Source organism: Micromonospora sp. NPDC050276 (assembly GCF_044459545.1).
Lineage (GTDB): Bacteria > Actinomycetota > Actinomycetes > Mycobacteriales > Micromonosporaceae > Micromonospora.
Genome location: NZ_JBITJA010000003.1, coordinates 32,082 through 51,697 on the forward strand (window position 1 = coordinate 32,082; position 19,616 = coordinate 51,697).

At 72.7% G+C, this 19,616-nt stretch carries 22 protein-coding genes; 13 read left to right on the forward strand and 9 right to left on the reverse strand.

What is annotated here, in order from left to right; translation table 11 throughout:
* Window positions 1–15 precede the first annotated feature (15 nt).
* Window positions 16–1,191: an ROK family protein gene (locus tag ACIBF8_RS06215; RefSeq protein ID WP_396781294.1), complete on the forward strand. Its 1,176-nt coding sequence runs from the start codon at window positions 16–18 to the stop codon at window positions 1,189–1,191.
* A gap of 125 nt (window positions 1,192–1,316) precedes the next feature.
* Here the strand turns inward: ACIBF8_RS06215 and ACIBF8_RS06220 are convergent, their stop codons facing one another.
* On the reverse strand, window positions 1,317–2,330 hold the full coding sequence (locus ACIBF8_RS06220) for an ABC transporter permease subunit (protein ID WP_396781295.1): 1,014 nt from the start codon (window positions 2,328–2,330) through the stop codon (window positions 1,317–1,319).
* Window positions 2,327–3,325 (reverse strand): ABC transporter ATP-binding protein, encoded by a 999-nt coding sequence (locus ACIBF8_RS06225; RefSeq protein WP_396781296.1) that lies wholly within the window; start codon window positions 3,323–3,325, stop codon window positions 2,327–2,329. The genes ACIBF8_RS06220 and ACIBF8_RS06225 overlap by 4 nt, the downstream gene beginning before the upstream one ends.
* Before the next feature lie 131 nt (window positions 3,326–3,456).
* On the opposite strand from ACIBF8_RS06225, the gene ACIBF8_RS06230 reads away from it, so the two are divergent.
* The gene (locus tag ACIBF8_RS06230) at window positions 3,457–4,299 is read left to right on the forward strand and encodes an ABC transporter ATP-binding protein (protein WP_396781297.1); all 843 of its coding nucleotides are present in this window, start codon (window positions 3,457–3,459) and stop codon (window positions 4,297–4,299) included.
* 25 nt (window positions 4,300–4,324) lie between these two features.
* The gene (locus ACIBF8_RS06235; protein WP_396781298.1) at window positions 4,325–5,221 is read left to right on the forward strand and encodes a ribokinase; all 897 of its coding nucleotides are present in this window, start codon (window positions 4,325–4,327) and stop codon (window positions 5,219–5,221) included.
* A 74-nt stretch (window positions 5,222–5,295) separates the two neighbouring features.
* Here ACIBF8_RS06235 and ACIBF8_RS06240 read toward each other — a convergent pair whose 3' ends face one another.
* The 3 genes from ACIBF8_RS06240 to ACIBF8_RS06250 form a co-directional block, all read right to left on the reverse strand.
* Window positions 5,296–5,871 carry a hypothetical protein gene (locus tag ACIBF8_RS06240; RefSeq protein ID WP_396781299.1) on the reverse strand — a complete coding sequence of 192 codons (576 nt, stop codon included), beginning with the start codon at window positions 5,869–5,871 and terminating at the stop codon, window positions 5,296–5,298.
* A gap of 69 nt (window positions 5,872–5,940) precedes the next feature.
* The gene (locus ACIBF8_RS06245; RefSeq protein WP_282306720.1) at window positions 5,941–6,423 is read right to left on the reverse strand and encodes a DUF6232 family protein; all 483 of its coding nucleotides are present in this window, start codon (window positions 6,421–6,423) and stop codon (window positions 5,941–5,943) included.
* 96 nt (window positions 6,424–6,519) lie between these two features.
* Entirely contained in the window at window positions 6,520–6,999 is a 480-nt protein-coding gene (locus ACIBF8_RS06250) for a DUF6232 family protein (protein ID WP_396781300.1), read from the reverse strand.
* 98 nt (window positions 7,000–7,097) lie between these two features.
* On the opposite strand from ACIBF8_RS06250, the gene ACIBF8_RS06255 reads away from it, so the two are divergent.
* Together ACIBF8_RS06255 and ACIBF8_RS06260 are read left to right on the forward strand one after the other, a co-directional pair.
* Complete coding sequence (locus tag ACIBF8_RS06255; protein ID WP_396781301.1) at window positions 7,098–7,871, forward strand: enoyl-CoA hydratase/isomerase family protein; 774 nt, start codon at window positions 7,098–7,100, stop codon at window positions 7,869–7,871.
* An 82-nt stretch (window positions 7,872–7,953) separates the two neighbouring features.
* Window positions 7,954–9,576 carry an acetolactate synthase gene (locus ACIBF8_RS06260; protein ID WP_396781302.1) on the forward strand — a complete coding sequence of 541 codons (1,623 nt, stop codon included), beginning with the start codon at window positions 7,954–7,956 and terminating at the stop codon, window positions 9,574–9,576.
* A gap of 47 nt (window positions 9,577–9,623) precedes the next feature.
* Here the strand turns inward: ACIBF8_RS06260 and ACIBF8_RS06265 are convergent, their stop codons facing one another.
* The 3 genes from ACIBF8_RS06265 to ACIBF8_RS06275 are packed head-to-tail and all read right to left on the reverse strand — an operon-like array spanning window position 9,624 to window position 10,762.
* The gene (locus ACIBF8_RS06265; protein ID WP_396781303.1) at window positions 9,624–10,040 is read right to left on the reverse strand and encodes a PLD nuclease N-terminal domain-containing protein; all 417 of its coding nucleotides are present in this window, start codon (window positions 10,038–10,040) and stop codon (window positions 9,624–9,626) included.
* A gap of 27 nt (window positions 10,041–10,067) precedes the next feature.
* Complete coding sequence (locus tag ACIBF8_RS06270; RefSeq protein WP_396781304.1) at window positions 10,068–10,373, reverse strand: DUF202 domain-containing protein; 306 nt, start codon at window positions 10,371–10,373, stop codon at window positions 10,068–10,070.
* Window positions 10,370–10,762 carry a YidH family protein gene (locus ACIBF8_RS06275; RefSeq protein ID WP_396781305.1) on the reverse strand — a complete coding sequence of 131 codons (393 nt, stop codon included), beginning with the start codon at window positions 10,760–10,762 and terminating at the stop codon, window positions 10,370–10,372. Before ACIBF8_RS06275 ends, ACIBF8_RS06270 begins: the two co-directional genes overlap by 4 nt.
* Window positions 10,763–10,803: 41 nt before the next feature.
* Here ACIBF8_RS06275 and ACIBF8_RS06280 point away from each other — a divergent pair, with 41 nt between their 5' ends.
* The 8 genes from ACIBF8_RS06280 to ACIBF8_RS06315 all read left to right on the forward strand — a co-directional run bounded on the left by ACIBF8_RS06280 (window position 10,804) and on the right by ACIBF8_RS06315 (window position 18,341).
* A complete protein-coding gene (locus tag ACIBF8_RS06280) occupies window positions 10,804–11,601 on the forward strand; it encodes a GNAT family N-acetyltransferase (RefSeq protein WP_396781306.1) in 798 nt (265 codons plus the stop codon).
* Window positions 11,598–12,011: a hypothetical protein gene (locus ACIBF8_RS06285; RefSeq protein WP_396781307.1), complete on the forward strand. Its 414-nt coding sequence runs from the start codon at window positions 11,598–11,600 to the stop codon at window positions 12,009–12,011. The genes ACIBF8_RS06280 and ACIBF8_RS06285 overlap by 4 nt, the downstream gene beginning before the upstream one ends.
* Window positions 12,012–12,198: 187 nt before the next feature.
* On the forward strand, window positions 12,199–12,978 hold the full coding sequence (locus ACIBF8_RS06290) for an electron transfer flavoprotein subunit beta/FixA family protein (RefSeq protein WP_396781308.1): 780 nt from the start codon (window positions 12,199–12,201) through the stop codon (window positions 12,976–12,978).
* 14 nt (window positions 12,979–12,992) lie between these two features.
* The gene (locus ACIBF8_RS06295; protein WP_396781309.1) at window positions 12,993–13,952 is read left to right on the forward strand and encodes an electron transfer flavoprotein subunit alpha/FixB family protein; all 960 of its coding nucleotides are present in this window, start codon (window positions 12,993–12,995) and stop codon (window positions 13,950–13,952) included.
* Window positions 13,953–14,440: 488 nt separating this feature from the next.
* Complete coding sequence (locus tag ACIBF8_RS06300; protein WP_396781310.1) at window positions 14,441–15,616, forward strand: cysteine desulfurase family protein; 1,176 nt, start codon at window positions 14,441–14,443, stop codon at window positions 15,614–15,616.
* 207 nt (window positions 15,617–15,823) lie between these two features.
* The gene (gene mnmA / locus ACIBF8_RS06305; protein ID WP_396781311.1) at window positions 15,824–16,897 is read left to right on the forward strand and encodes a tRNA 2-thiouridine(34) synthase MnmA; all 1,074 of its coding nucleotides are present in this window, start codon (window positions 15,824–15,826) and stop codon (window positions 16,895–16,897) included.
* A 37-nt stretch (window positions 16,898–16,934) separates the two neighbouring features.
* Window positions 16,935–17,939, forward strand: a complete 1,005-nt coding sequence (locus tag ACIBF8_RS06310; RefSeq protein WP_396781312.1) for a methionine synthase — start codon at window positions 16,935–16,937, stop codon at window positions 17,937–17,939.
* Window positions 17,940–17,975: 36 nt separating this feature from the next.
* Entirely contained in the window at window positions 17,976–18,341 is a 366-nt protein-coding gene (locus tag ACIBF8_RS06315; RefSeq protein ID WP_181539234.1) for a VOC family protein, read from the forward strand.
* A 312-nt stretch (window positions 18,342–18,653) separates the two neighbouring features.
* Here the strand turns inward: ACIBF8_RS06315 and ACIBF8_RS06320 are convergent, their stop codons facing one another.
* Window positions 18,654–19,187, reverse strand: coding sequence for a type II toxin-antitoxin system PemK/MazF family toxin (locus ACIBF8_RS06320; protein ID WP_396781313.1), 534 nt, complete (start codon window positions 19,185–19,187; stop codon window positions 18,654–18,656).
* Between the last annotated feature and the right edge of the window lie 429 nt (window positions 19,188–19,616).

Sequence of the window (19,616 nt, forward strand, 5' to 3'; positions counted from 1 at the left end):
ACTAGAGGACGTGTCATGAGTGCGACCCGGCTGCCCGGCACCCCCCGCCTGTTGCGGGCGCTCAACGACCGTGCCGCGCTGGAGCTGCTCCTCGAACGCGGCCCGCTGACCCGGGCTCGACTCGGTGAGCTGACCGGGCTGTCGAAGGTCACCGCCTCGCAGCTGGTCGAGCGGTTGGAGGAGCGCGGCCTCGTCGCGCGGGTCGGCGAGCAGGCCGGCGGGCGGGGACCGAACGCCCAGCTCTACGCCGTCCGCCCAGGAAGCGCGCACGTGGTCGGCGTGGATGTCGGGCCGGACCGGGTGGTGGCCGCGTGCGCCGACATCACCGGTGCGGTCATCGGCCGGGTGGAGCAGTCGACCCGGGACACCGACGACCCGGTGGGCGTGGTGCACAACGCCGTCGTGCAGGCGGCGAGCAGCGCCCAGGCGCAGCTGAGCAGCGTACGACGGGTCGTGCTCGGCACGCCGGGTCTGGTCGACCCCGGCACCGGCGACATCACGTTCGCCTTCAACCTGCCGCGCTGGCACAGTGGCCTGCTCGCCGCGCTGCGGGAGGACCTGCACACGCCGGTGGTCTTCGAGAACGACGTCAACCTGGCCGCAGTGGCGGAGGCGCAGTCCGGCGCCGCCCAGGGGCTGTCGGACTTCGTGCTGGTCTGGGTGGGCGCCGGCGTCGGCCTGGCGATCATGCTGGGTGGGCGGTTGCATCATGGCAGCAGTGGCGCGGCCGGCGAGATCGGCTACCTGCCGGTGCCCGGCGCGCCCATCCCGCGCGACGTCTCCCGGCGCGCCAAGCCGGCGTTCCAGCAGTTGGTCGGTGCGGACTCGGTGCGCGCGGTGGCCCGCGAGCACGGCTACCCGGACGCCGACGCCGCCGAGGCGGTCCGCGCGGCCGTCGCGGCCGGCGCCGACGGCGGCCCGATGCTCGACGAGTTGGCCCGTCGGCTCGCGCTCGGGGTGGCCAGCACCTGCGTGGTGCTGGACCCACCGCTGGTCGTGCTCGCCGGTGAGGTGGGCCAGGCCGGTGGCGTCGCGCTCGCCGACCGGGTGCAGCAGGAGGTCGCGGCGATCACGCTGGTCCGGCCTCGGGTGGTGCCGACCGGGCTGACCGAGGAGCCGATCCTGCACGGCGCGCTGCGCACCGCCCTGGACGCCGTACGCGACGAGGTGTTCGGCTCCACCGTCGGCTGAGCCCGCTGCGGCGGTCATGTGAAGGAATATTTCACCGCGTGTCCGCAGGTTGCAAGCTCTTGCCGCGCATCGGTCCGCCCCGTCCGTCGGGCCGCCCCGAGTAGGGCGACCCGACGGACCGTGCCTCAGATCAGGTCGCGGCGGCGGAACACGGCGAACGCCGCGGCGGTCAGCCCGCCGGTGAGCAGGACCAGCACCGCCAGTGCCGTTGGCCAGGTCAGGTCGTAGAAGCCCTCGCAGTAGCCGGTCCCCGCGCTACCGACACAGAGCCGGGGGTCGAAGAACCGCGCCCCACCGCCGAGCCACGCCCCGATGTGGCTGGAGAGCATCAGCCGATCCGGCCGCCGGGCGTCGATGATCTCCAACACCAGCCGACCACCCAACTCCCAGACCACCCCGTACGCCGCCACCGCTCCCAGCGCCGCCGACGTGTGCCGACCCAGCGTGGCGATCGCGAAGCCCAGCGCGGAGGCCAGCAGCACCAGCACCAGGCCACGGCCGTGCACCGCGCCGAGTGACTGCCAGAAGTCGCCATCCAGCTGGCCCGGCAACCCGGCGGTCTGCCCGATCATCCAGAACGTGGCGAGGTAGAACGCCGACGCCAGCAGGGCCAGGATCAGCACCGCGCCGAGCAGGGTGCCCAACTTGGTCGCGAGCACCGTCAACCGGCGCGGACGCCAGAGCAACAGATTCACCACGCCACCCGAGTTCAGGTCCGCGCCGATGTAGGACGCACCGACCAGGAACCCGAAGAGCACCAGGAACGCGATGAGGAAGTACAGCAGTGGCTTCGCCTGGTCGGCGAAGGTGAACACACCCGGCAGATAGTCGGCGGCGATCGGCAACCGGTCCTGCCGGATCGGGTCGATCGCGGAGCAGTCGCTGGGGAAGTACTTGTCCGTGTCGGCCGGCAAGCTGCCGTTCTGGCGGGCCAGGCACTCCTGGTGGGTGGCCTCCAGGTCGCGCCGCGCCTCGGCGGCCTGCGCCCGCGCCGAATTCAACTCACTGAAGGTCGGCTTGTGTGAGCCGGCCAGCGTGGTCGCCGCCGTCACGGCGAACGCCAACACCAACAGGACGACCATGAGCTGCACGAAGCGACGCGCGGACAGCCGCTCCAACTCAGCACGCACCAGGTTCACGCGTCCACTCCCCGGTCGAGATCGATCACAGCTTCGCCCTGCGGCAGCGACGAGTCGTCGACCTGCCGGGGCACCGACGGATGCCCGTACCCGCCGGTCAACTCCAGGAAGACGCTCTCCAGATCAGGGCGGAGCGGTGTCAGCTCGCCCACCCACAACCCCTGCTCGCCGAGCACCCGGCTGACCACCGTCGGGTCGCTCACCCCGCTCACCACCAACGCCTCGCCGTCCACGACCGCCGTCAGCTCGGCCGCGTGCAACAGCTCGACGGCGCGCTCCGGCTCGGCCACCCGGACCAGGAACTCATGCCGGTCGTGGCCCGCCAGCACCTCGTCCACCCGACCGGCCGCGACCCGCCGGCCCTGGGAGATGATCGTGACGTGGTCGCAGATCAGCTGGATCTCGGCCAGGATGTGACTGGACACCAGCACGGTCACCCCGTTGGCCGCCAGCGATCGCATCAGGTCCCGCATCTCCCGGATGCCCGCCGGGTCCAGCCCGTTCGCCGGCTCGTCCAGGATGAGCAGGCGCGGGTCCTTCAGCAGCGCGGACGCCACCGCGAGGCGCTGCTTCATGCCCAGCGAATAGCCCTTCACCCGCTCGTCGCCCCGGTCGCGCAGGCCCACCAGATCCAGTGCCTCGTCCACCCGCGAGACCGGCACCCCACCGGCGCGGGCCAACAGCCGCAGCGTGCGGTGACCGGTGAAGTTGCCGAAGAACTGCGGGCTCTCCACGATCGCGCCGACCTGGCCCGCCACCCGGGGCAGCAACTCCGGCGACGGTTCACCCAACACCCTCATCCGCCCGCCGTCGGCGCGTACCAGCCCGAGCAGGGCCCGCAGGGTGGTGGTCTTGCCGGATCCGTTGGGGCCCAGGAAGCCGTGGACCTGACCCGCCTCGACCAGCAGGTCGAACCCGTCCACCGCCACCCGCCGGCCGTTACGCAGGCTGTGGAAGGTCTTGCGCAGACCCTCGATCTCGATGACCGCGCTCATCCGCGCGGCTCCGTACGTCGACGGGGCATGGGCCGTCCTTCGGGCTTGGTGATCAACGACACGGCGCTTCACCCTATGGCCGAGGTGCCGCCCATGGGGGGCACCTCGTCGCTGCGTGGTTGGATGGGGCGGTGACTGGTGACCTGATCCCCGGCGCTGCCGGTGCCGCGCCTGCCGCCGCTTTCGTGGACCCGGATCTGGTGGTCAGCCTCGACGGCGTCGGCGTACGCCGCTCTGGCACCGCCCTCCTGCAGGACCTGACCTGGCGCGTCGAACTCGACGAGCGGTGGGTCGTGCTCGGCTCGAACGGCGCCGGCAAGACCACACTGCTCAACCTCGCCGCCGGCCGGCTGCACCCCACCACGGGCGTCGCGCACGTGCTCGGCGAGCGGATCGGCCGCACCGACGTCAACGAGCTGCGTACCCGGATCGGGCTCACCACCGCCGCGATCGCCGAGCGACTGCCCGCCGACGAGCGGGTCAGCGATGTGGTGGTGACCGCCGCCTGGTCGGTGGTCGGCCGCTGGCGGGAGAACTACGACCGTGGCGACGAGGCGCGGGCGCGGGCGCTGTTGGGTCAACTCGGCGTCGGTGGCCTCGCCGAACGCCGCTACGGCACCCTCTCCGAGGGTGAGCGCAAGCGGGTGCAGATCGCCCGTGCCCTGATGACCGACCCGGAGTTGCTGCTGCTCGACGAGCCCGCCGCCGGGCTCGATCTGGGTGGTCGGGAAGACCTGGTCGCCCGACTGGCCGAGCTGGCGTACGACCCGGACGCCCCGGCGATGGTGCTGGTGACCCACCACGTGGAGGAGATCCCGCCGGGGTTCACCCACGCGCTGCTGCTGCGTGAGGGCGGGGTGGTCGCCCAGGGCCTGCTCGCCGAGACGCTGACCGGTGACAACCTCTCCAAGACCTTCGGTCTGCCGCTGGTCGTCGAGCGGTCGGGCGACCGCTTCACGGCCCGCGCCGCCTGAGCGTCGGACCGGGCAGGAGACGACCGTGCCGCAGACCCGGGTGGCCGTGGTGGGCAGCGCCAACATGGACCTGGTCGCGATGGCTCCCGCGCTGCCGCGACTGGGCGAGACCATGCTCGGCACCGACTTCGTGATGGTGCCCGGCGGTAAGGGCGCCAACCAGGCCGTGGCCGCCGTACGGGCCGGCGCATCCTGCACGTTCCTCGGCGCGATCGGCTCGGATGCCTTCGGCGTCACCCTCAAGGCCCGCATCACCGCGGCCGGGGTGGACACCAGCCAGCTGCGCGTGGTCTACGGCACCTCCGGGGTGGCGCTGGTGATGGTCAACGCCCAGGGGGAGAACGCCATCGTGGTCACCCCCGGCGCGAACGATTCGTTCGTCGGCCTCACCGAGGACGAGGTGGCCACGGTGCGCGCGGCGGACGTGCTGGTCGCCCAACTGGAGATCCCTGTGCCGACCGTGACCGCCGCCGCGGTGGCCGCCCGCGACGCCGGCACCCGGGTCATCCTGAACGCCGCCCCGGCGCGGGACCTTCCGCCCGAGCTGCTCGCCGCCGTGGACCTGCTGGTCGTCAACGAGGGCGAGGCACAGGCGCTCGCCGGTCGAGGCCGGGAGGAACCCCGCGCGCTGCTCGACCTGACGCCCCGGGCCGTGCTCACTCTCGGCGGCGAGGGCGCCTGGTACGTCGACCGGGACGGCGCCGAGGTGCACGTGCCGGCGGTACCTGTCGACGTGGTCGACTCCACCGCCGCCGGTGACGCCTTCACCGCCGCGCTGGCCGTCGGCTGGGGCGAGGGGCGTGACCTGGTCGACGCCGTGCGCTGGGCGTCGGCGGCCGGCGCTGCCTGCGTCCGCAAGCTCGGCGCGTCGGTGGCGCTACCGCAACGCGCCGAGATCGACCGGCTGTACGTGCCGGCCTGACCGCACCCGTCTCACGCCGGTCGGCCGGCGCGGATCACCTGCGACTGCTGATCCGTCGCGTCGGCGGCGAGGGCTCAGAGGGCCGGGTCGAGTTTCTCGCCGCGTCGGCGCAGCATGCCCAGCCCGGGGATGCCGGCCACGGCCAGCTTGAGGTCCCGGGTGACGTCGAGCAGGTCGTGCAGGTCGGGCCCGACCCGGTCGAGGGTGGCCAGGATCGGCAGGATGTCCGCCGTCAGGTGCTCCTTGAGCTTGGGCAACTCGTCGATCAGGTGGATCGCGGCGGTGATCTCCTCGTGGCTGAGCTGCTCGACGAACCGCTCGGTCATCGGCGCGGCCCGCCGCAACGCCGGCTCGTACGCCGTCATCAGCTCGGCCGCCGTCGCGGCCGCCTGCGCAGCGGTCTGCACGGTGACGGCGGCCCGGTCGGCCACCGCGTCGGCCTTGGCGACCACCTGGTCGGTCCGGTCCAGGGTCGTCTCGATCCGGTCGACCACGTCGTTGATCCGGGCCAGCAACGCCTCCACCCCGTCCAGCACCGCGAACGCGCGGGCGGGCAGGGCGGCCATCGAGGCGGCCGAGCCGAGCGCCTGGTCGAGAGCGGAGCGGGTCAGGCCGACCACGGCGGCCGGGGTGGGGAGGGGGATCGCCATGGGGTCAAGTGTGCGTCGGCCCTGCCACAACCGCCCGTCCGCCGCAGTCGGCCTCGCCGCGGCGGGTGGTCACCGGTGGTCTCCCTGCTGTTCGACGGCGCGCTGCACGGCCCGGTAGATCTGCCCGAACCGTAGCGCGTCCGGGGTGCGCACCAGCAGGTCCTCCCGGCCGTGGTGCTGCACCCACAGCTCGTGCACGTGGCTGCCGCGCTCGTAGGAGCGGTCCAGCCAACCGAGCGGGATCTCCAGGAACGGTGTCAGCGCCAACGCCCCCACCGCGCAGGCGGCGAGGATGATCAGCGCCAACTGCCAGTTGCCCCGATCCTGTGCCGACCAGGCCAGCGACAGCACGCAGACCACGGCGACCAGCGGCGGCAGCGAGAGCAGCAGGACCAGGACGCCGCGACCCAGCACACGGCCGCGTACGGCCAGGGTTTTCTGACCCCGCGCGTGCCAGACGAACGTCACGTCGGACAGGGCGATCACGTGACCGCCCGCCCGGATCGACTCGGAGGTCACCTGCACCGCGTCGTCCCGGTAATAGAGGGTCATCACTAAGCCTAACCACCGGCAGGCAACCCTCGCCTCGGCAATCTTGGACAGTTTCCGTTAACCGCTAACGGAAACTGTCCAATATTTGCGAACGGGCTAGCGGCGCGTGACGGGGTGGGCCGGCTGGCTGTGCTCGACCGCGCGCTGCACCGCCCGGTAGATCTGCCCGAAACGCAGCGCGTCACCGGTGCGCAGCAGACGCACCGGCTGGCCGCGCCAACGGGTCCAGATCTCCAGTTGCCGGCTGCCCCGGGCGTACGAGCGGTCCAGGTGTTCGAAGAGGAAGTCGGCGACCGGCCCGACGGCCAACCCGACCAGCACCGATGCGCCGACGATCGCGATCGTCACGGTGGGTGAGCGGTGCAGCCAGACGGCCAGGCCGATGCCGAGCACCGCCGCGACCAAGGGGCCGGCGAGCGCGGCGCCGATCGCACCCCGCCCCACCAGCACGCGCCAGGAACGGGTGCCACGGCGGTGCCAGATCATGGTGATGTCGGCCAGCGCGTAGCTGCGACCGTCGACGCGGACGGTGGTGGAGGTGACCTGCACCGATCTGTCGTCGTAATACGTGATCATGGCTGGACTCCCGCCCACGGGGCTGATACCACACTACTTACCCAAACGAGCCGGGTCGTAAGGTTGGCACGCGACTTCGACGAGGAAGTGAGGGCAGCGTGGGCGAGTTCGTTCGGCTGGAGACCAAGGACGGCATCGGCACGATCCGGCTGGAGCGGCCGCCGATGAACGCGCTCAACACCCAGGTGCAGGAGGAGTTGCGGGCCGCCGCCACGGCGGCCACCGATGATCCCGAGGTCCGCGCCGTCATCGTGTACGGCGGGGAGAAGGTCTTCGCCGCCGGCGCGGACATCAAGCAGATGGCCGAGATGTCCTACGTGGACATGGCCGACCGGGCCGCGAACCTGTCCAGCGCGCTCGGCGCGATCGCCCGGATCCCCAAGCCGGTGGTCGCCGCGATCACCGGGTACGCCCTCGGCGGTGGCTGCGAGTTGGCGTTGGCCTGTGACTGGCGGGTGGTCGCCGAGGACGCGAAGCTCGGCCAGCCGGAGATCAAGCTGGGCATCATCCCGGGGGCGGGCGGCACTCAGCGGCTGGCCCGTCTGGTCGGCCCGGCCCGCGCCAAGGACCTGATCATGTCGGGGCGGATGGTGGACGCGCAGGAGGCGCTGCGGATCGGCCTGGCCGATCGGGTCGCCCCGGCCGCCGAGGTGTACGACACGGCCGTCGCGCTGATCACTCCGTACCTCACCGGGCCGGTGCAGGCGCTGCGCGCGGCGAAGCTGGCGGTCGACGGTGGGCTGGACATGGATCTGAACTCGGGCCTGGCCTGGGAGAGTCAGCTCTTCGCCGCGCTGTTCGCCACCGACGACCGGCGGGAGGGCATGGCGGCCTTCGTGGAGAAGCGCAAGCCGGGCTTCACCGGCCGCTGACGATTAGCCGAGAACGGTTCACATTGTTCCTACCGGCCAGTAGCGTGGGGCCTCGGTCACGAGGGACGAAGGGGAGCGGCGAATGACGGAGCGGATCGAGGGTCACGGCGGCGAGTTGGCGCTGGCGGCACTACGCGCGCACGGTGTACGGGAGATGTTCACGCTCTCCGGCGGGCACGTCTTCCCGCTCTACGACGCCGCGTACAAGACCGACTTCCCGATCTACGACGTCCGGCACGAGCAGTCCGCGGTCTTCGCCGCCGAGGCGGTGGCAAAGCTCCAGCGCCGTCCCGGCCTCGCCGTGCTCACCGCCGGGCCCGGCGTCACCAACGGTATCTCCGGCATGACCAGCGCGTTCTTCAACGCCTCCCCCGTGCTGGTGCTCGGCGGCCGGGCACCCGCCTTCCGCTGGGGCTCCGGCAGCCTGCAGGAGATGGATCACCTGCCGCTGGTCGCCCCGGTCACCAAGCACGCCGAGACGGTGTTCAGCACCGACGACATTCCACGTGCGGTGGGTGCGGCGCTCACCGCCGCGCTCACCCCGCATCGCGGCCCGGCCTTCCTCGACTTCCCGTTGGAGACGGTCTTCTCCGTCGCCGAGGCCGAGCTGCCCGCCGTGACCGGCCTCGACCCGGTCGCGCCGGACCCGGAGGAGGTCGGCCGTGCCGCGCTGCTCATCGCCGGGGCACAGCGCCCGGTCATCATCGCCGGCTCCGACGTGTACGCGGGCGACGCGGTCGCCGCCCTGCGCGAGGCCGCCGAGGCGTTGCAGGTGCCGGTCTTCACCAACGGCATGGGGCGCGGCTCGCTCCCGCCGGAGCACCCGCTCGCGTTCGCGAAGGCCCGGCGGGCCGCGCTCTCGGGCGCCGACGTGGTCGTGGTGGTGGGCACCCCGCTGGACTTCCGGCTCAGCTTCGGCGACTTCGGTGACGCCAAGGTGGTGCACATCGTCGACGCGCCCAGCCAGCGGGCGACGCACGTGCAGCCGGCCGCCGCCCCCGCCGGCGATCTGCGTCTGATCCTCTCCGCGCTGGCCGACCACTCCGGCGACCGGGCCGACCACGCCGACTGGATCGCCGACCTGCGCGTCGCCGAGGACGCGGCGAAGGCTCGGGACGCTGCGGAGATGGCCGCCGAGACCGACCCGATCCGCCCGGCCCGGATCTACGGCGAGCTGCGCCGGGTGCTCGCCCCGGACGCGATCACCATCGGCGACGGCGGCGACTTCGTGTCGTACGCGGGGCGCTACCTGGAGCCGGCCCAGCCCGGCACCTGGCTGGACCCGGGCCCGTACGGCTGCCTCGGCACCGGCATGGGTTACGCCATGGGGGCCAGGGTCAGTCACCCGGACCGGCAGATCTGCGTGCTGATGGGCGACGGCGCGGCCGGCTTCTCGCTGATGGATGTCGAGTCGCTGGTCCGCCAGAAGCTGCCAGTGGTGATCGTCGTCGGCAACAACGGCATCTGGGGGCTGGAGAAGCACCCGATGCGGGCGATGTACGGCTACGACGTGGCCGCCGACCTGCAACCGGAGCTGCGGTACGACACGGTGGTCAGCGCGCTCGGCGGAGCGGGGGAGACGGTCGCCAAGGCGGCCGATCTGGGCCCGGCGCTCCAGCGTGCGTTCGACTCGGGAGTGCCGTACCTGGTGAACGTGCTCACCGACCCGACCGACGCGTACCCCCGGTCGTCGAACCTGGCCTGAGTCGCACCCGCCGCCGCCGTCGCCCCGGTCGGGCGGCGGCGGCGTGTTCACACCTCTGGCCGGTCACCCTCACGCGGCGGTTCGCCGTCGCGGCGGCGGAGGTCGTCCTCGCGCCGACGCAGGTCTTCCTCCCAGCGGCGGAAGAGCTCCTGGTCCTGCTGCTGGGCGCGTTCCTCGACGGAGCGCAGGAACTCCGGGTCGTCGTCGGGGGCCACCGGCCGGGGGCGCTGCCGCTCGGCACCGCCGGTGCCGCCCGGCCAGCCCTTGCGGGCACCGGTGCTGGGCGCGCGGCCGGCGATGAACCAGGCGATCGACCCGACCAGCGGGAAGAACAAGATGATCAGCACCCACGCGATCCGGGGCAGGGCGCGGATCTGGCCCTCCTCGGCGGAGAGACAGCTGATCAGCGCGCAGACCGCGAGGACGATCTGCACCAGGAAGAGAAGTACGCCAAGCCGGGCCATGCACCCATCATGGCTCACCGGATCCCGTCACCACAGTCCGCGCAGCACCAGCAGCACTCCCAGTAACGCGAGCACCACCGTGCCCACCGCGACCAGGGGAAGTGTGCGGCCGCCGCTACGGGCCGGACCGGTGCCGGTGCCGCGGGGCCAGCAGAGCACCAGCAGGGCGCCCCACACCAGCACGGTGGCGCCGGCGATCAGCGCCCCGGTCGGGTCGCCGGTCGCCGCCAGCCGGACCGCGAGTGCGGTCACCACGGTCACCGTGAGCAGGGTGCGCCGCCAGGCCAGCCGGGTCCGCTCCGGTTGCAACCCGGGGTCGCGTCCGGTGCTCACCGACCGCCGACCGCCCGCATCAGGACGGCGACCACCAGCAGCAGCGCCCCGACGCCGACGGCGAGGGCGAGGATGGCGGGAAACCGGGACGCGGGCAGTTCCTGACCGAGTCGGATGGCCCGCTCGGTACGCGCCCAGTGGTCCACCGCGCGGATCGCGACCGCCGCGCCGAGCAGCAGCAACGCCACGGCGATCACCTCGCGCAGATGGCTCATCGGCAGGGGTGGCAGGAACTGCGCGGCGGCCAACCCGCCGCCGACCAGCGCCAACCCGGTGCGCAACCAGGCGAGGAAGGTCCGTTCGTTGGCCAGTGAGAACCGGTAGTCCGGCGTTTCACCGACCGAGCCCAGCTCCGCCGGGTCGAACCACCGACTGATCGTCTTCCACACGCTGCCGATTATTCGCTTCGCCTCCGACTTAGCCTGGGCCGGTGACTGATCTCGACGTACAGACCCTGCGGACCGCCTACGACAATCAACTCCGTCCGGAGATCCCCGACCCGGTGCCGGCCGGGGTGACCGTGGAGCGGGACGGGCCGCTGGTCCGGATCTCCGGGCTCGACGCCGGTGGCTTCATCACCTACCGAAACCTGGGCGGGTTGACCGGCGACGCGCTGGACGAGTTGATCGCCCGGCAGGTGCGGTTGTGCCGTGAGCGGGGCGAGTCGGCGGAGTGGAAGCTCAACGAACACGACGAACCGGCGGACCTGGCGGACCGCCTGCGCGCCGCCGGCTTCGTGCCGGAGGACCGGGAGACCGTCGTGGTCGGGCCGGTCGCCCCGCTGGCCGCCGCGCTGCCGGTCGCCCCCGAGGGGGTACGCCTGCGTGAGGTGACCTCCCGGGAGGACCTGGAGCGGATCGCCGCCATGGAGGAGGAGGTCTGGCAGGCGGACCGCTCGCACCTGGTGTGGGGGCTGGCCAAGGAGATCGACGCCGACCCGAACTCGATCACCGTGGTGATGGCCGAGGCGGACAAAACGGTGGTGAGCGCCGGCTGGGTGCGGTTCCCGGCGAACACCGGCTTCGCCACGCTGTGGGGTGGCTCGACCCTGCCTCAGTGGCGGCGTAAGGGCATCTACCGGGCGCTTGTCAACCACCGGGCGCGGCTGGCCGAACAGCGGGGTCGGACGCTCATGCAAGTCGACTGTTCCGAGGACAGCCGGCCCATCCTCCAGCGGCTCGGCCTCGTCCCGATCACTACCACCACCCCGTACGTCTACACTCCGTGATCATGGAGCAGCGGTTGACGGACGAGGAGCGGCTGACCCTCAAGACGGGTGCCTTCGGCGCTGTTTTCCTGGTCTCCAACGCCGACCCGGGAGTGCTGGGAGTGATCCGGGAGAGCATCGCCGCGTCCGGCGTGCTGGCCGACGCCAGCGGCACGGTCAAGGAGGCGCTGACCACCGGCCCGTTGCCGCGACTTCCCCGGGACTCGCAGCTGGAGATCGAGTCGGTGGTGCTGCCGGCGTTGGGGCGGGCGGTGCGGATTCTGCGCGAGAAGTCCCCGCAGGACGTGGACGCGTACCGCGCACTGGTGTTGGCGGCGGCGGACCGGGTGGCCCGGGCGCACGACGGGGTGGCGCCCGCCGAGGCGGCGGCCATCGACCAGATCCGGGTCGCGCTGGCCGAGCCAGCCTGATCGGCGACCCGCCGGTGAGCTGTGTCACCCTGAGTGCCGCAGGAGCGCAACCTACTGGCAGGTAACATTGCGCCGTGGGCAACTGCACAACCGCCCTCGGTTGACCTGGTGTCGACCGACGCGCGACGCTGCGCCCCAGACCGGGCGAGCGAATCGCAACACCACACAGGAGGGTCGTCGAAGCGCGATGAACATCGTCGTACTCGTCAAGCAGGTGCCCGATTCGGGCGCGGACCGCAACCTGCGCAATGACGACAACACCGTCGACCGCGGTTCCGCGAACAACGTGATCAACGAGATGGACGAGTACGCCATCGAGGAGGCCCTGAAGATCAAGGAGGCGCACGGCGGCGAGGTCACCATCCTGACCATGGGTCCGGACCGGGCGACCGAGTCGATCCGCAAGGCGCTCTCCATGGGCCCGGACAAGGCCGTGCACGTGCTGGACGACGCCCTGCACGGCTCCTGCGCCGTCGCCACCTCTAAGGTGCTCGCCGCCGCGCTCGGTCAGCTCAACGCTGACCTGGTGATCTGCGGCGCCGAGTCCACCGACGGTCGGGTCCAGGTCATGCCGCACATGATCGCCGAGCGGCTGGGCGTCGCGGCGCTCACCGGTGCCCGCAAGCTCACCGTCGACGGCGCCACGTTGACCGTCGAGCGGCAGACCGAGGAGGGCTACGAGGTCATCACCGCCTCCACCCCGGCCGTGGTCTCCGTCTGGGACACCATCAACGAGCCGCGCTACCCCTCCTTCAAGGGCATCATGGCCGCCAAGAAGAAGCCGGTGCAGACGCTCTCGCTGGCCGACCTCGGCGTCGCGCCCGACGAGGTGGGCTTCGACGGCGCCACCAGCGCCGTCGTCGAGCACACCAAGCGCCCGCCGCGCTCCGGCGGCGCCAAGATCACTGACGAGGGCGAGGGCGGCGTGAAGCTGGTCGAGTTCCTCGCCACCGAGAAGTTCGTGTGAGAGGGGGATCTGACGTGTCTGAGGTTCTCGTCGTCGTCGAAGCCACCAAGGAATTCGGCGTCAAGAAGGTCACCCTGGAGATGCTCACCCTCGCGCGTGAGCTGGGCACCCCGAGCGCGGTCGTGCTCGGCGGCGCTGGCGCCGCCGAGGCGCTGAGCGGCAAGCTGGGCGAGTACGGCGCGGAGAAGATCTACGCCGCCGAGGGTGACGAGATCGACGGCTACCTGGTGGCCCCCAAGGCAACCGTGCTGGCCGAGTTGGTCCAGCGGGTGCAGCCGGCCGCCGTGTTGCTGGCGTCGGCCCAGGAAGGCAAGGAGATCGCCGCCCGGCTCGCCGTCAAGCTCGACAACGGCATCCTGACCGACGTGGTCGGCCTCGACGCCGACGGCACCGCGACGCAGATCGCCTTCGCCGGCTCCACCATCGTCAAGTCCAAGGTCACCAAGGGCCTGCCGCTGGTCACCGTCCGGCCCAACTCGGTCACCCCCGCCCCGGCGGCGGCCACCCCGGCGATCGAGCAGCTCACCGTGTCGGTCACCGACACCGACAAGCTGGCCAAGGTGGTGGAGCGGGTCGCCGAGCAGAAGGGCTCGCGCCCCGAGCTGACCGAGGCCGGCGTGGTCGTCTCCGGTGGCCGTGGCGTCGGCAACGCCGACAACTTCAAGCTGGTCGAGGAGCTGGCCGACCTGCTCGGCGGCGCCGTCGGCGCGTCCCGGGCGGCCGTCGACTCCGGCTTCTACCCGCACCAGTTCCAGGTGGGTCAGACCGGCAAGACGGTCTCCCCGCAGCTCTACGTCGCCCTCGGCATCTCCGGTGCGATCCAGCACCGGGCCGGCATGCAGACCTCGAAGACCATCGTCGCGGTCAACAAGGACGGCGAGGCGCCGATCTTCGAGCTGGCCGACTTCGGCGTGGTGGGGGACCTGTTCAAGATCGTCCCGCAGGCCGCCGAGGAGATCCGCAAGCGCAAGTAAGCCCTGAGACATGACAGTGGCCGCCCGTGGAAACGGGCGGCCACTGCTGTCGTGGGGAGCTGATCGGCGGGCCGGGGAGCTGAGCCGGCCCGCCGATCAGCCCGTCAGGGTGCCCCTCAACAGGCTGTCGCCGGAGTGGCGGGTGTTGTTGTCGATGAGCCAGACCTCGTAGTACCCCGGGACGCGCGGGAGATTCGCCACATGCAGATGTAGTTGGCCGCCCTAAAGAACCCGGGCGTCACCCGTGGCCGCCGGCGGCGTCGACCCGTACGCCGCCAGCGGTGCGCTCGCCACCACCACCGGCGTCGGGGCAGGCGTCGGGTCGTCCGGTCGGAGTACGCAGACGGTGCCGACCACGCCGACCGCCGCGCGGTGCCCGCCTGACCGGGCCCGTCCGCGTCGGCCGGGGTGGGAGTTCCGCCCCGGCCGTCGCGGGCAGTCCCCTCCGCCATTCGGCCCCCAAGGTGTCGGCCGTACGCTGAACGACGATGGCTTACCTGGATCACGCGGCGACGACTCCGATGCTCGACGAGGCTCTGGAGGCGTACGTCGCTACCGCCCGCGAGGTCGGCAACGCGTCCTCCCTGCACGCGGCGGGCCGCCGTGCCCGTCGCCGGGTCGAAGAGTCCCGCGAGCGGGTGGCCGCCGTGCTGGGCGCCCGGCCCTCCGAGGTGATCTTCACCGGTGGTGGCACGGAAAGCGACAACCTCGCGGTCAAGGGCATCTTCTGGGCCCGCCGGGGAGCCGGCCCGGACCGCCGCCGGGTGGTCTCCAGCGCCGTCGAGCACCACGCGGTGCTGGACGCGGTCGACTGGCTGGCCCAGCACGAGAGCGCGGAGGTCGGCTGGCTACCGGTGGACGCCGCTGGTCGACTCGACCCGCGGGCCCTGCGCGCCGAGCTGGCCGCGCACGCCGACCAGGTGGCCGTGGTCACGGCGATGTGGGCGAACAACGAGGTGGGCACCGTCCAGCCGGTGGCCGAGCTGGCCGCTGTCGCCGCCGAACACGGTGTGCCGTTCCACACCGACGCCATCCAGGCGGTCGGTCAGGTGCCCGTCGACTTCGGCGCCAGCGGGGTCGCCGCGCTGACCGTCACCGGGCACAAGTTGGGCGGCCCGACCGGGGTGGGCGCGCTGCTGCTCGCCCGGGACGTGCCGGCCACACCGCTGCTGCACGGCGGCGGCCAGGAACGCGACATCCGCTCCGGCACGCTGGACACCGCCGGCATCGTCGCCTTCGCGGTCGCGGTGGAGACGGCCGTGAAGGGCCAGCAGGAGTACGCGGCCCGGGTGGCCGCGCTCCGCGACGACCTGATCGAGCGGGTCCGTCACGCGGTGCCCGACGTGATCTACAACGGGGACCCGATCGGCCGGCTGCCCGGCAACGCGCACTTCTCCTTCCCCGGCTGTGAGGGCGACGCGCTGTTGCTCCTGCTCGACGCACAGGGGATCGCCTGCTCGACGGGCTCGGCCTGCTCCGCCGGCGTGGCCCAGCCCTCGCACGTCCTGCTCGCCATGGGCGCCGACGACGACCGCGCCCGCTCCTCGCTGCGCTTCACTCTGGGCCACACCAGCACCCAGGCCGACATCGACGCCCTGATCGCAGCCCTCCCCGCAGCGGTAGACCGAGCCCGCCGAGCCGCCGCCCTCCGCACCCCCCGCTAACAGCCTTTCCCCGCCCCCGCCCCCGCCCCCGCCCCCGCCCCCGGCGATCTTGCACTTTCTGTTGGCGGTTCGGGCCTTGCGCGGCATATGTCGCCGCAGAAAGTGCAAGATCGCGGAGGTCGGGTGTGTCGGGCGCTGACCGGGGGTTCGGGGGGTTTGCGGGGCTGGTGGATAGGGTTGTCGTGGGGACGGGGAAGGGAGTGGGTCGTGAGGGTTCTGGCGGCGATGTCGGGCGGGGTTGACTCGGCTGTGGCGGCGGCGCGGGCGGTGGCGGCCGGGCACGACGTGACCGGGGTGCACCTGGCGCTGGCCCGCAACCCACAGACCTACCGGACCGGGGCGCGCGGCTGCTGCACCCTGGAGGATTCCCGGGACGCCCGGCGGGCGGCCGACGTCATCGGCATCCCGTTCTACGTGTGGGACATGGCCGACCGCTTCCACGAGGACGTGGTCGACGACTTCGTCGCCGAGTACGCCGCCGGCCGTACCCCGAACCCCTGCCTGCGCTGCAACGAGAAGATCAAGTTCGCGGCGGTGCTGGATCGGGCGGTGGCCCTCGGCTTCGACGCGGTGGTCACCGGGCACCACGCCCGGCTCGGCGCGGACGGGCTGCTGCGGCGCAGTGTCGACCTGGCCAAGGACCAGTCGTACGTCCTGGCCGTGCTCACCCGCGAGCAGCTCGACCGGTCGATCTTCCCGCTCGGCGACTCCACCAAGGCGCAGGTCCGCGCGGAGGCCGCCGAGCGTGGCCTGGCGGTTGCCGACAAGCCGGACTCGCACGACATCTGCTTCATCGCCGACGGTGACACCCGCGGTTTTCTCGCCGGCCGGCTCGGTGAGGCACCCGGCGACGTGGTGGACGCGAGCACCGGCGCGGTCGTCGGCAGCCACAGCGGCGCGTACGCGTACACGGTGGGACAGCGTCGCGGGCTGCACCTGGACCGGCCCGCCCCGGACGGCCGGCCGCGCTACGTGCTCTCCATCACGCCCAAGACCAACACGGTGACCGTCGGCCCGGCCGAGGCGCTGGAGGTGTCCGACGTGCACGCCGTCCGTCCGGTCTGGACCGGTGGCGCACGCCCGGACGTACCGGTCGAGTGCGAGGTGCAGTTGCGCGCGCACGGTGACGTGGTGCCGGCGACCGTCGCGCTCGACGGGGACCGGCTGCACGCCGAGCTGCGCCGACCGGTACGTGGCGTCGCCGCCGGCCAGGCCGTGGTGGCGTACCGGCCGGACCCGGCCGGCGACGTGGTTCTCGGTTCCGCGACCATCACCGGCTGACCGCACGGCCCGGCTGTTCGCGGGATAGCCTTCGGCCGTGACAGATCAGGCGTGGCCCTGGCCGGCCGGCGCGGCGACCGGAATTGGTTCGCTGCCCGGCACCGACATCGGCGAGGCTCAGCGGGTGGTCCTCGGTGAGCTTCCCGAGCTGCCCCACCTGCCCGAGTTGCCGGCCCGTGGCCCCGGAGCGGACATGATCGGCCGGTCCGCCGGGCTGCTGGTCGACCTGCCCGTCGAGGTCTATGCCGGCCGGTGGCGGGTCGCCCCGCGCCCGGGCCGCGACCTGCGCCGGGCCGCTGACCTGATGGAACGCGACCTGGACCAGCTCGCCGAGCAGGCCGAGGAGTACGCCGGGCCGATCAAGGTGCAGGCCGCCGGGCCGCTCACCCTGGCCGCCTCCCTGGAGTTGCCGATCGGTGGCCGACTGTTGCGTGACCCCGGCGCGGTCCGCGACCTGACCGGCTCCCTCGCCGAGGGGCTGCGCGCGCACGTCGCGGCGGTGACCCGCCGGCTGCCCCGGGCGTCGGTGCTGCTCCAACTGGACGAACCGTCACTGCCGACCGTGCTGGCCGGGCGGGTGCCGACCGAGAGCGGGTTGGGCGCGTACCGGGCGGTCGAGTCGGTGGACGCCGCCGCCCTGCTGCGCACGGTCGTCGAGGCGGTCGGTGTGCCGACCCTGGTGCACTGCTGCGCCCCGGACGTGCCGCTGGAGCTGATCCGCTCCGCCGGCGCTGTCGCGGTCGCCCTCGACCTGGACCTGGTCACCAAGCTGGATCCGCTGGGCGAGGCGCTCGACGCCGGCCTCGGGTTGTTGGCCGGGGCCGCGCCGACCCGGCCGCCGTCGGCCGGTGGCGCGCCGACCTCCGCGCAGATCGCCGACCGGGTACGCCAGGTCTGGGACCGCCTCGGCTTTCCCCGCCGGCAGCTCGCCGAGCAGGTGGTGATCACCCCAGCCTGCGGCCTCGCCGGCGCCACCCCGGAGTACGCCCGGGCGGTGCTCGCCGCGTGCCGGGACGCCGGCCGGCGGCTCGCCGAGGTGTGAGGTTTCCTGTCGTATCCGGTGGGCAGGATGACGGTCATGATTGGACAGCTGCGTTCAGTGGTGATCGACTGCCCGGATCCGCGGGCGTTGGCGGCGTTCTACGCCGAGCTGCTCGGCGTGCCGCTCGCCGAGGGCGACTCCGATGACGACTGGGTGGTGCTGGGCGGCCCGCCCGGTCACCAGCCGCGCCTCGCCTTCCAGCAGGCGCTCAACCTGCGCCCGCCCGCCTGGCCGGATCCCGAGCGCCCACAGCAGTTCCACCTCGACGTGACGGTGGATGACATCGAGGCCGCCGAGAAGGCGGCGCTCGCGCTCGGGGCCCGGCGGCTGCCAGGTGAGGGCGAGGGCTTCCGGGTCTACGCCGATCCCGCCGGCCACCCGTTCTGCCTCTGCTGGGACTGAACCCGCCGTGGGGTTGCGGCGGCCGGGCGTGCTGGCCGCCTGGCTTGGCTTGGCCTGGCCTGGCCTTGAGCCTGGCCCTTCGGTCATGATCGACTCGGGGTTCTGAAAACCGGGGCATCCGGAACCTCAGGACACCGCGACTTTCAGGAGCACGAGTCGATCTCGGCCGGCGGCCGCCAGCCGGCGGGCGGCGGTGACGTCGGCCGGCGGGCTGCGGTGACCTCGGCCGGCCGGCCGGCGGCGGCGGGGACGGCGGCCGGCGGGCGGCAGCGAGGGCGAGGGTGGGCGGCGGGCGGCGGCCGGCCGTGAGAGTCAGGGGGTGGGCAGGTGGCGCAAGCTGCGGATCTTCCGCCACAGGTCGGCGTCGCAGCGGCCGGCGTGGTCGGCGAAGGCGGCCGAGTCGAGTCGGATCGGCTCGGTGAGGCTGAGGTAGCTGTCGTGCTCCGCACCGGGGTCCCAGTCCCGGGTGGGGATTCGGACGTGGTCGTCTCGGTCGCTCTTGTCTTGGCTGGTGATCTTTAGGACGTCGGCGCCCCGGGAGTCGGCACGCAGCACCAGACACGGGCGTACCTTCGATCCGCTGCCGTCGGCGTACGGCACGTCGGCCCACCAGATCTCGCCGGGCGTCGGGGCGTCGTGCCGGTCGCTGTCGCGCGAGCGGGGTTTGCTGGGTGGCCGTTCGGTGCCACGGGGCCGTGGCGCGGTGGGACGGCGGCCGCCGGTGCTGCCCCTACCCGGCCGGCTGCCTGGACGTGGGTTGGCCGCCCGGTGCCGCCAACTGTTCCACGCCCAGCCGGCGGCCACCGCCAGCAGGATCGCGACCGCCCAGAGCAGTGCGTCGGGCATCCGTACCTCCACGTCCCGGCGGCCCACGGACCGCCATCGTCCGGCGATCCTCGCACGCCCCGGTCCGTGCCGCCCGCCAACCACACCGCCGCGGACCAGCCACGCCGCCGCGGACCAGCCACGCCGCCGCGGACCAGCCACGCCGCCGCGGGCCAGCCACGCCGCCGCGGGCCAGCCACGCCGCCGCGGGCCAGCCGCGCCGCCGCGGGCCAGCCGCGCCGCCGTGGGCCAGCCGCGCCGCCGTGGGCCAGCCGCGCCAGCCGCGCCGTCGCCGGGCCAGCCGCGCCGCCGCTGCCCACCGTCCCGCTTCGCTCTCCTCCGCCGCCCTCGATCACTTGACGCTGGGTAGCCGGATCGGTCGGGCGACGACTTCTGCGCATCGAATGGTCACCAGTCGTGGCTGAGGGCGAGGTCGCTCCCGGCGCGGGC

Bases quoted from the DNA above. Each gene is read 5' to 3' on its own strand.
- ACIBF8_RS06225 (WP_396781296.1), bottom strand. From the start codon at position 3,325: ATGAGCGCGGTCATCGAGATCGAGGGTCTGCGCAAGACCTTCCACAGC.
- ACIBF8_RS06245 (WP_282306720.1), bottom strand. From the start codon at position 6,423: ATGACCCTCTATTACCGGGACGACGCGGTGCAGGTGACCTCCGAGTCG.
- ACIBF8_RS06240 (WP_396781299.1), bottom strand. From the start codon at position 5,871: ATGGCGATCCCCCTCCCCACCCCGGCCGCCGTGGTCGGCCTGACCCGC.
- ACIBF8_RS06260 (WP_396781302.1), top strand. From the start codon at position 7,954: ATGACGGAGCGGATCGAGGGTCACGGCGGCGAGTTGGCGCTGGCGGCA.
- ACIBF8_RS06320 (WP_396781313.1), bottom strand. From the start codon at position 19,187: ATGCCCGACGCACTGCTCTGGGCGGTCGCGATCCTGCTGGCGGTGGCC.
- ACIBF8_RS06315 (WP_181539234.1), top strand. From the start codon at position 17,976: ATGATTGGACAGCTGCGTTCAGTGGTGATCGACTGCCCGGATCCGCGG.
- ACIBF8_RS06215 (WP_396781294.1), top strand. From the start codon at position 16: ATGAGTGCGACCCGGCTGCCCGGCACCCCCCGCCTGTTGCGGGCGCTC.
- ACIBF8_RS06265 (WP_396781303.1), bottom strand. From the start codon at position 10,040: ATGGCCCGGCTTGGCGTACTTCTCTTCCTGGTGCAGATCGTCCTCGCG.
- ACIBF8_RS06300 (WP_396781310.1), top strand. From the start codon at position 14,441: ATGGCTTACCTGGATCACGCGGCGACGACTCCGATGCTCGACGAGGCT.
- ACIBF8_RS06250 (WP_396781300.1), bottom strand. From the start codon at position 6,999: ATGATCACGTATTACGACGACAGATCGGTGCAGGTCACCTCCACCACC.
- ACIBF8_RS06290 (WP_396781308.1), top strand. From the start codon at position 12,199: ATGAACATCGTCGTACTCGTCAAGCAGGTGCCCGATTCGGGCGCGGAC.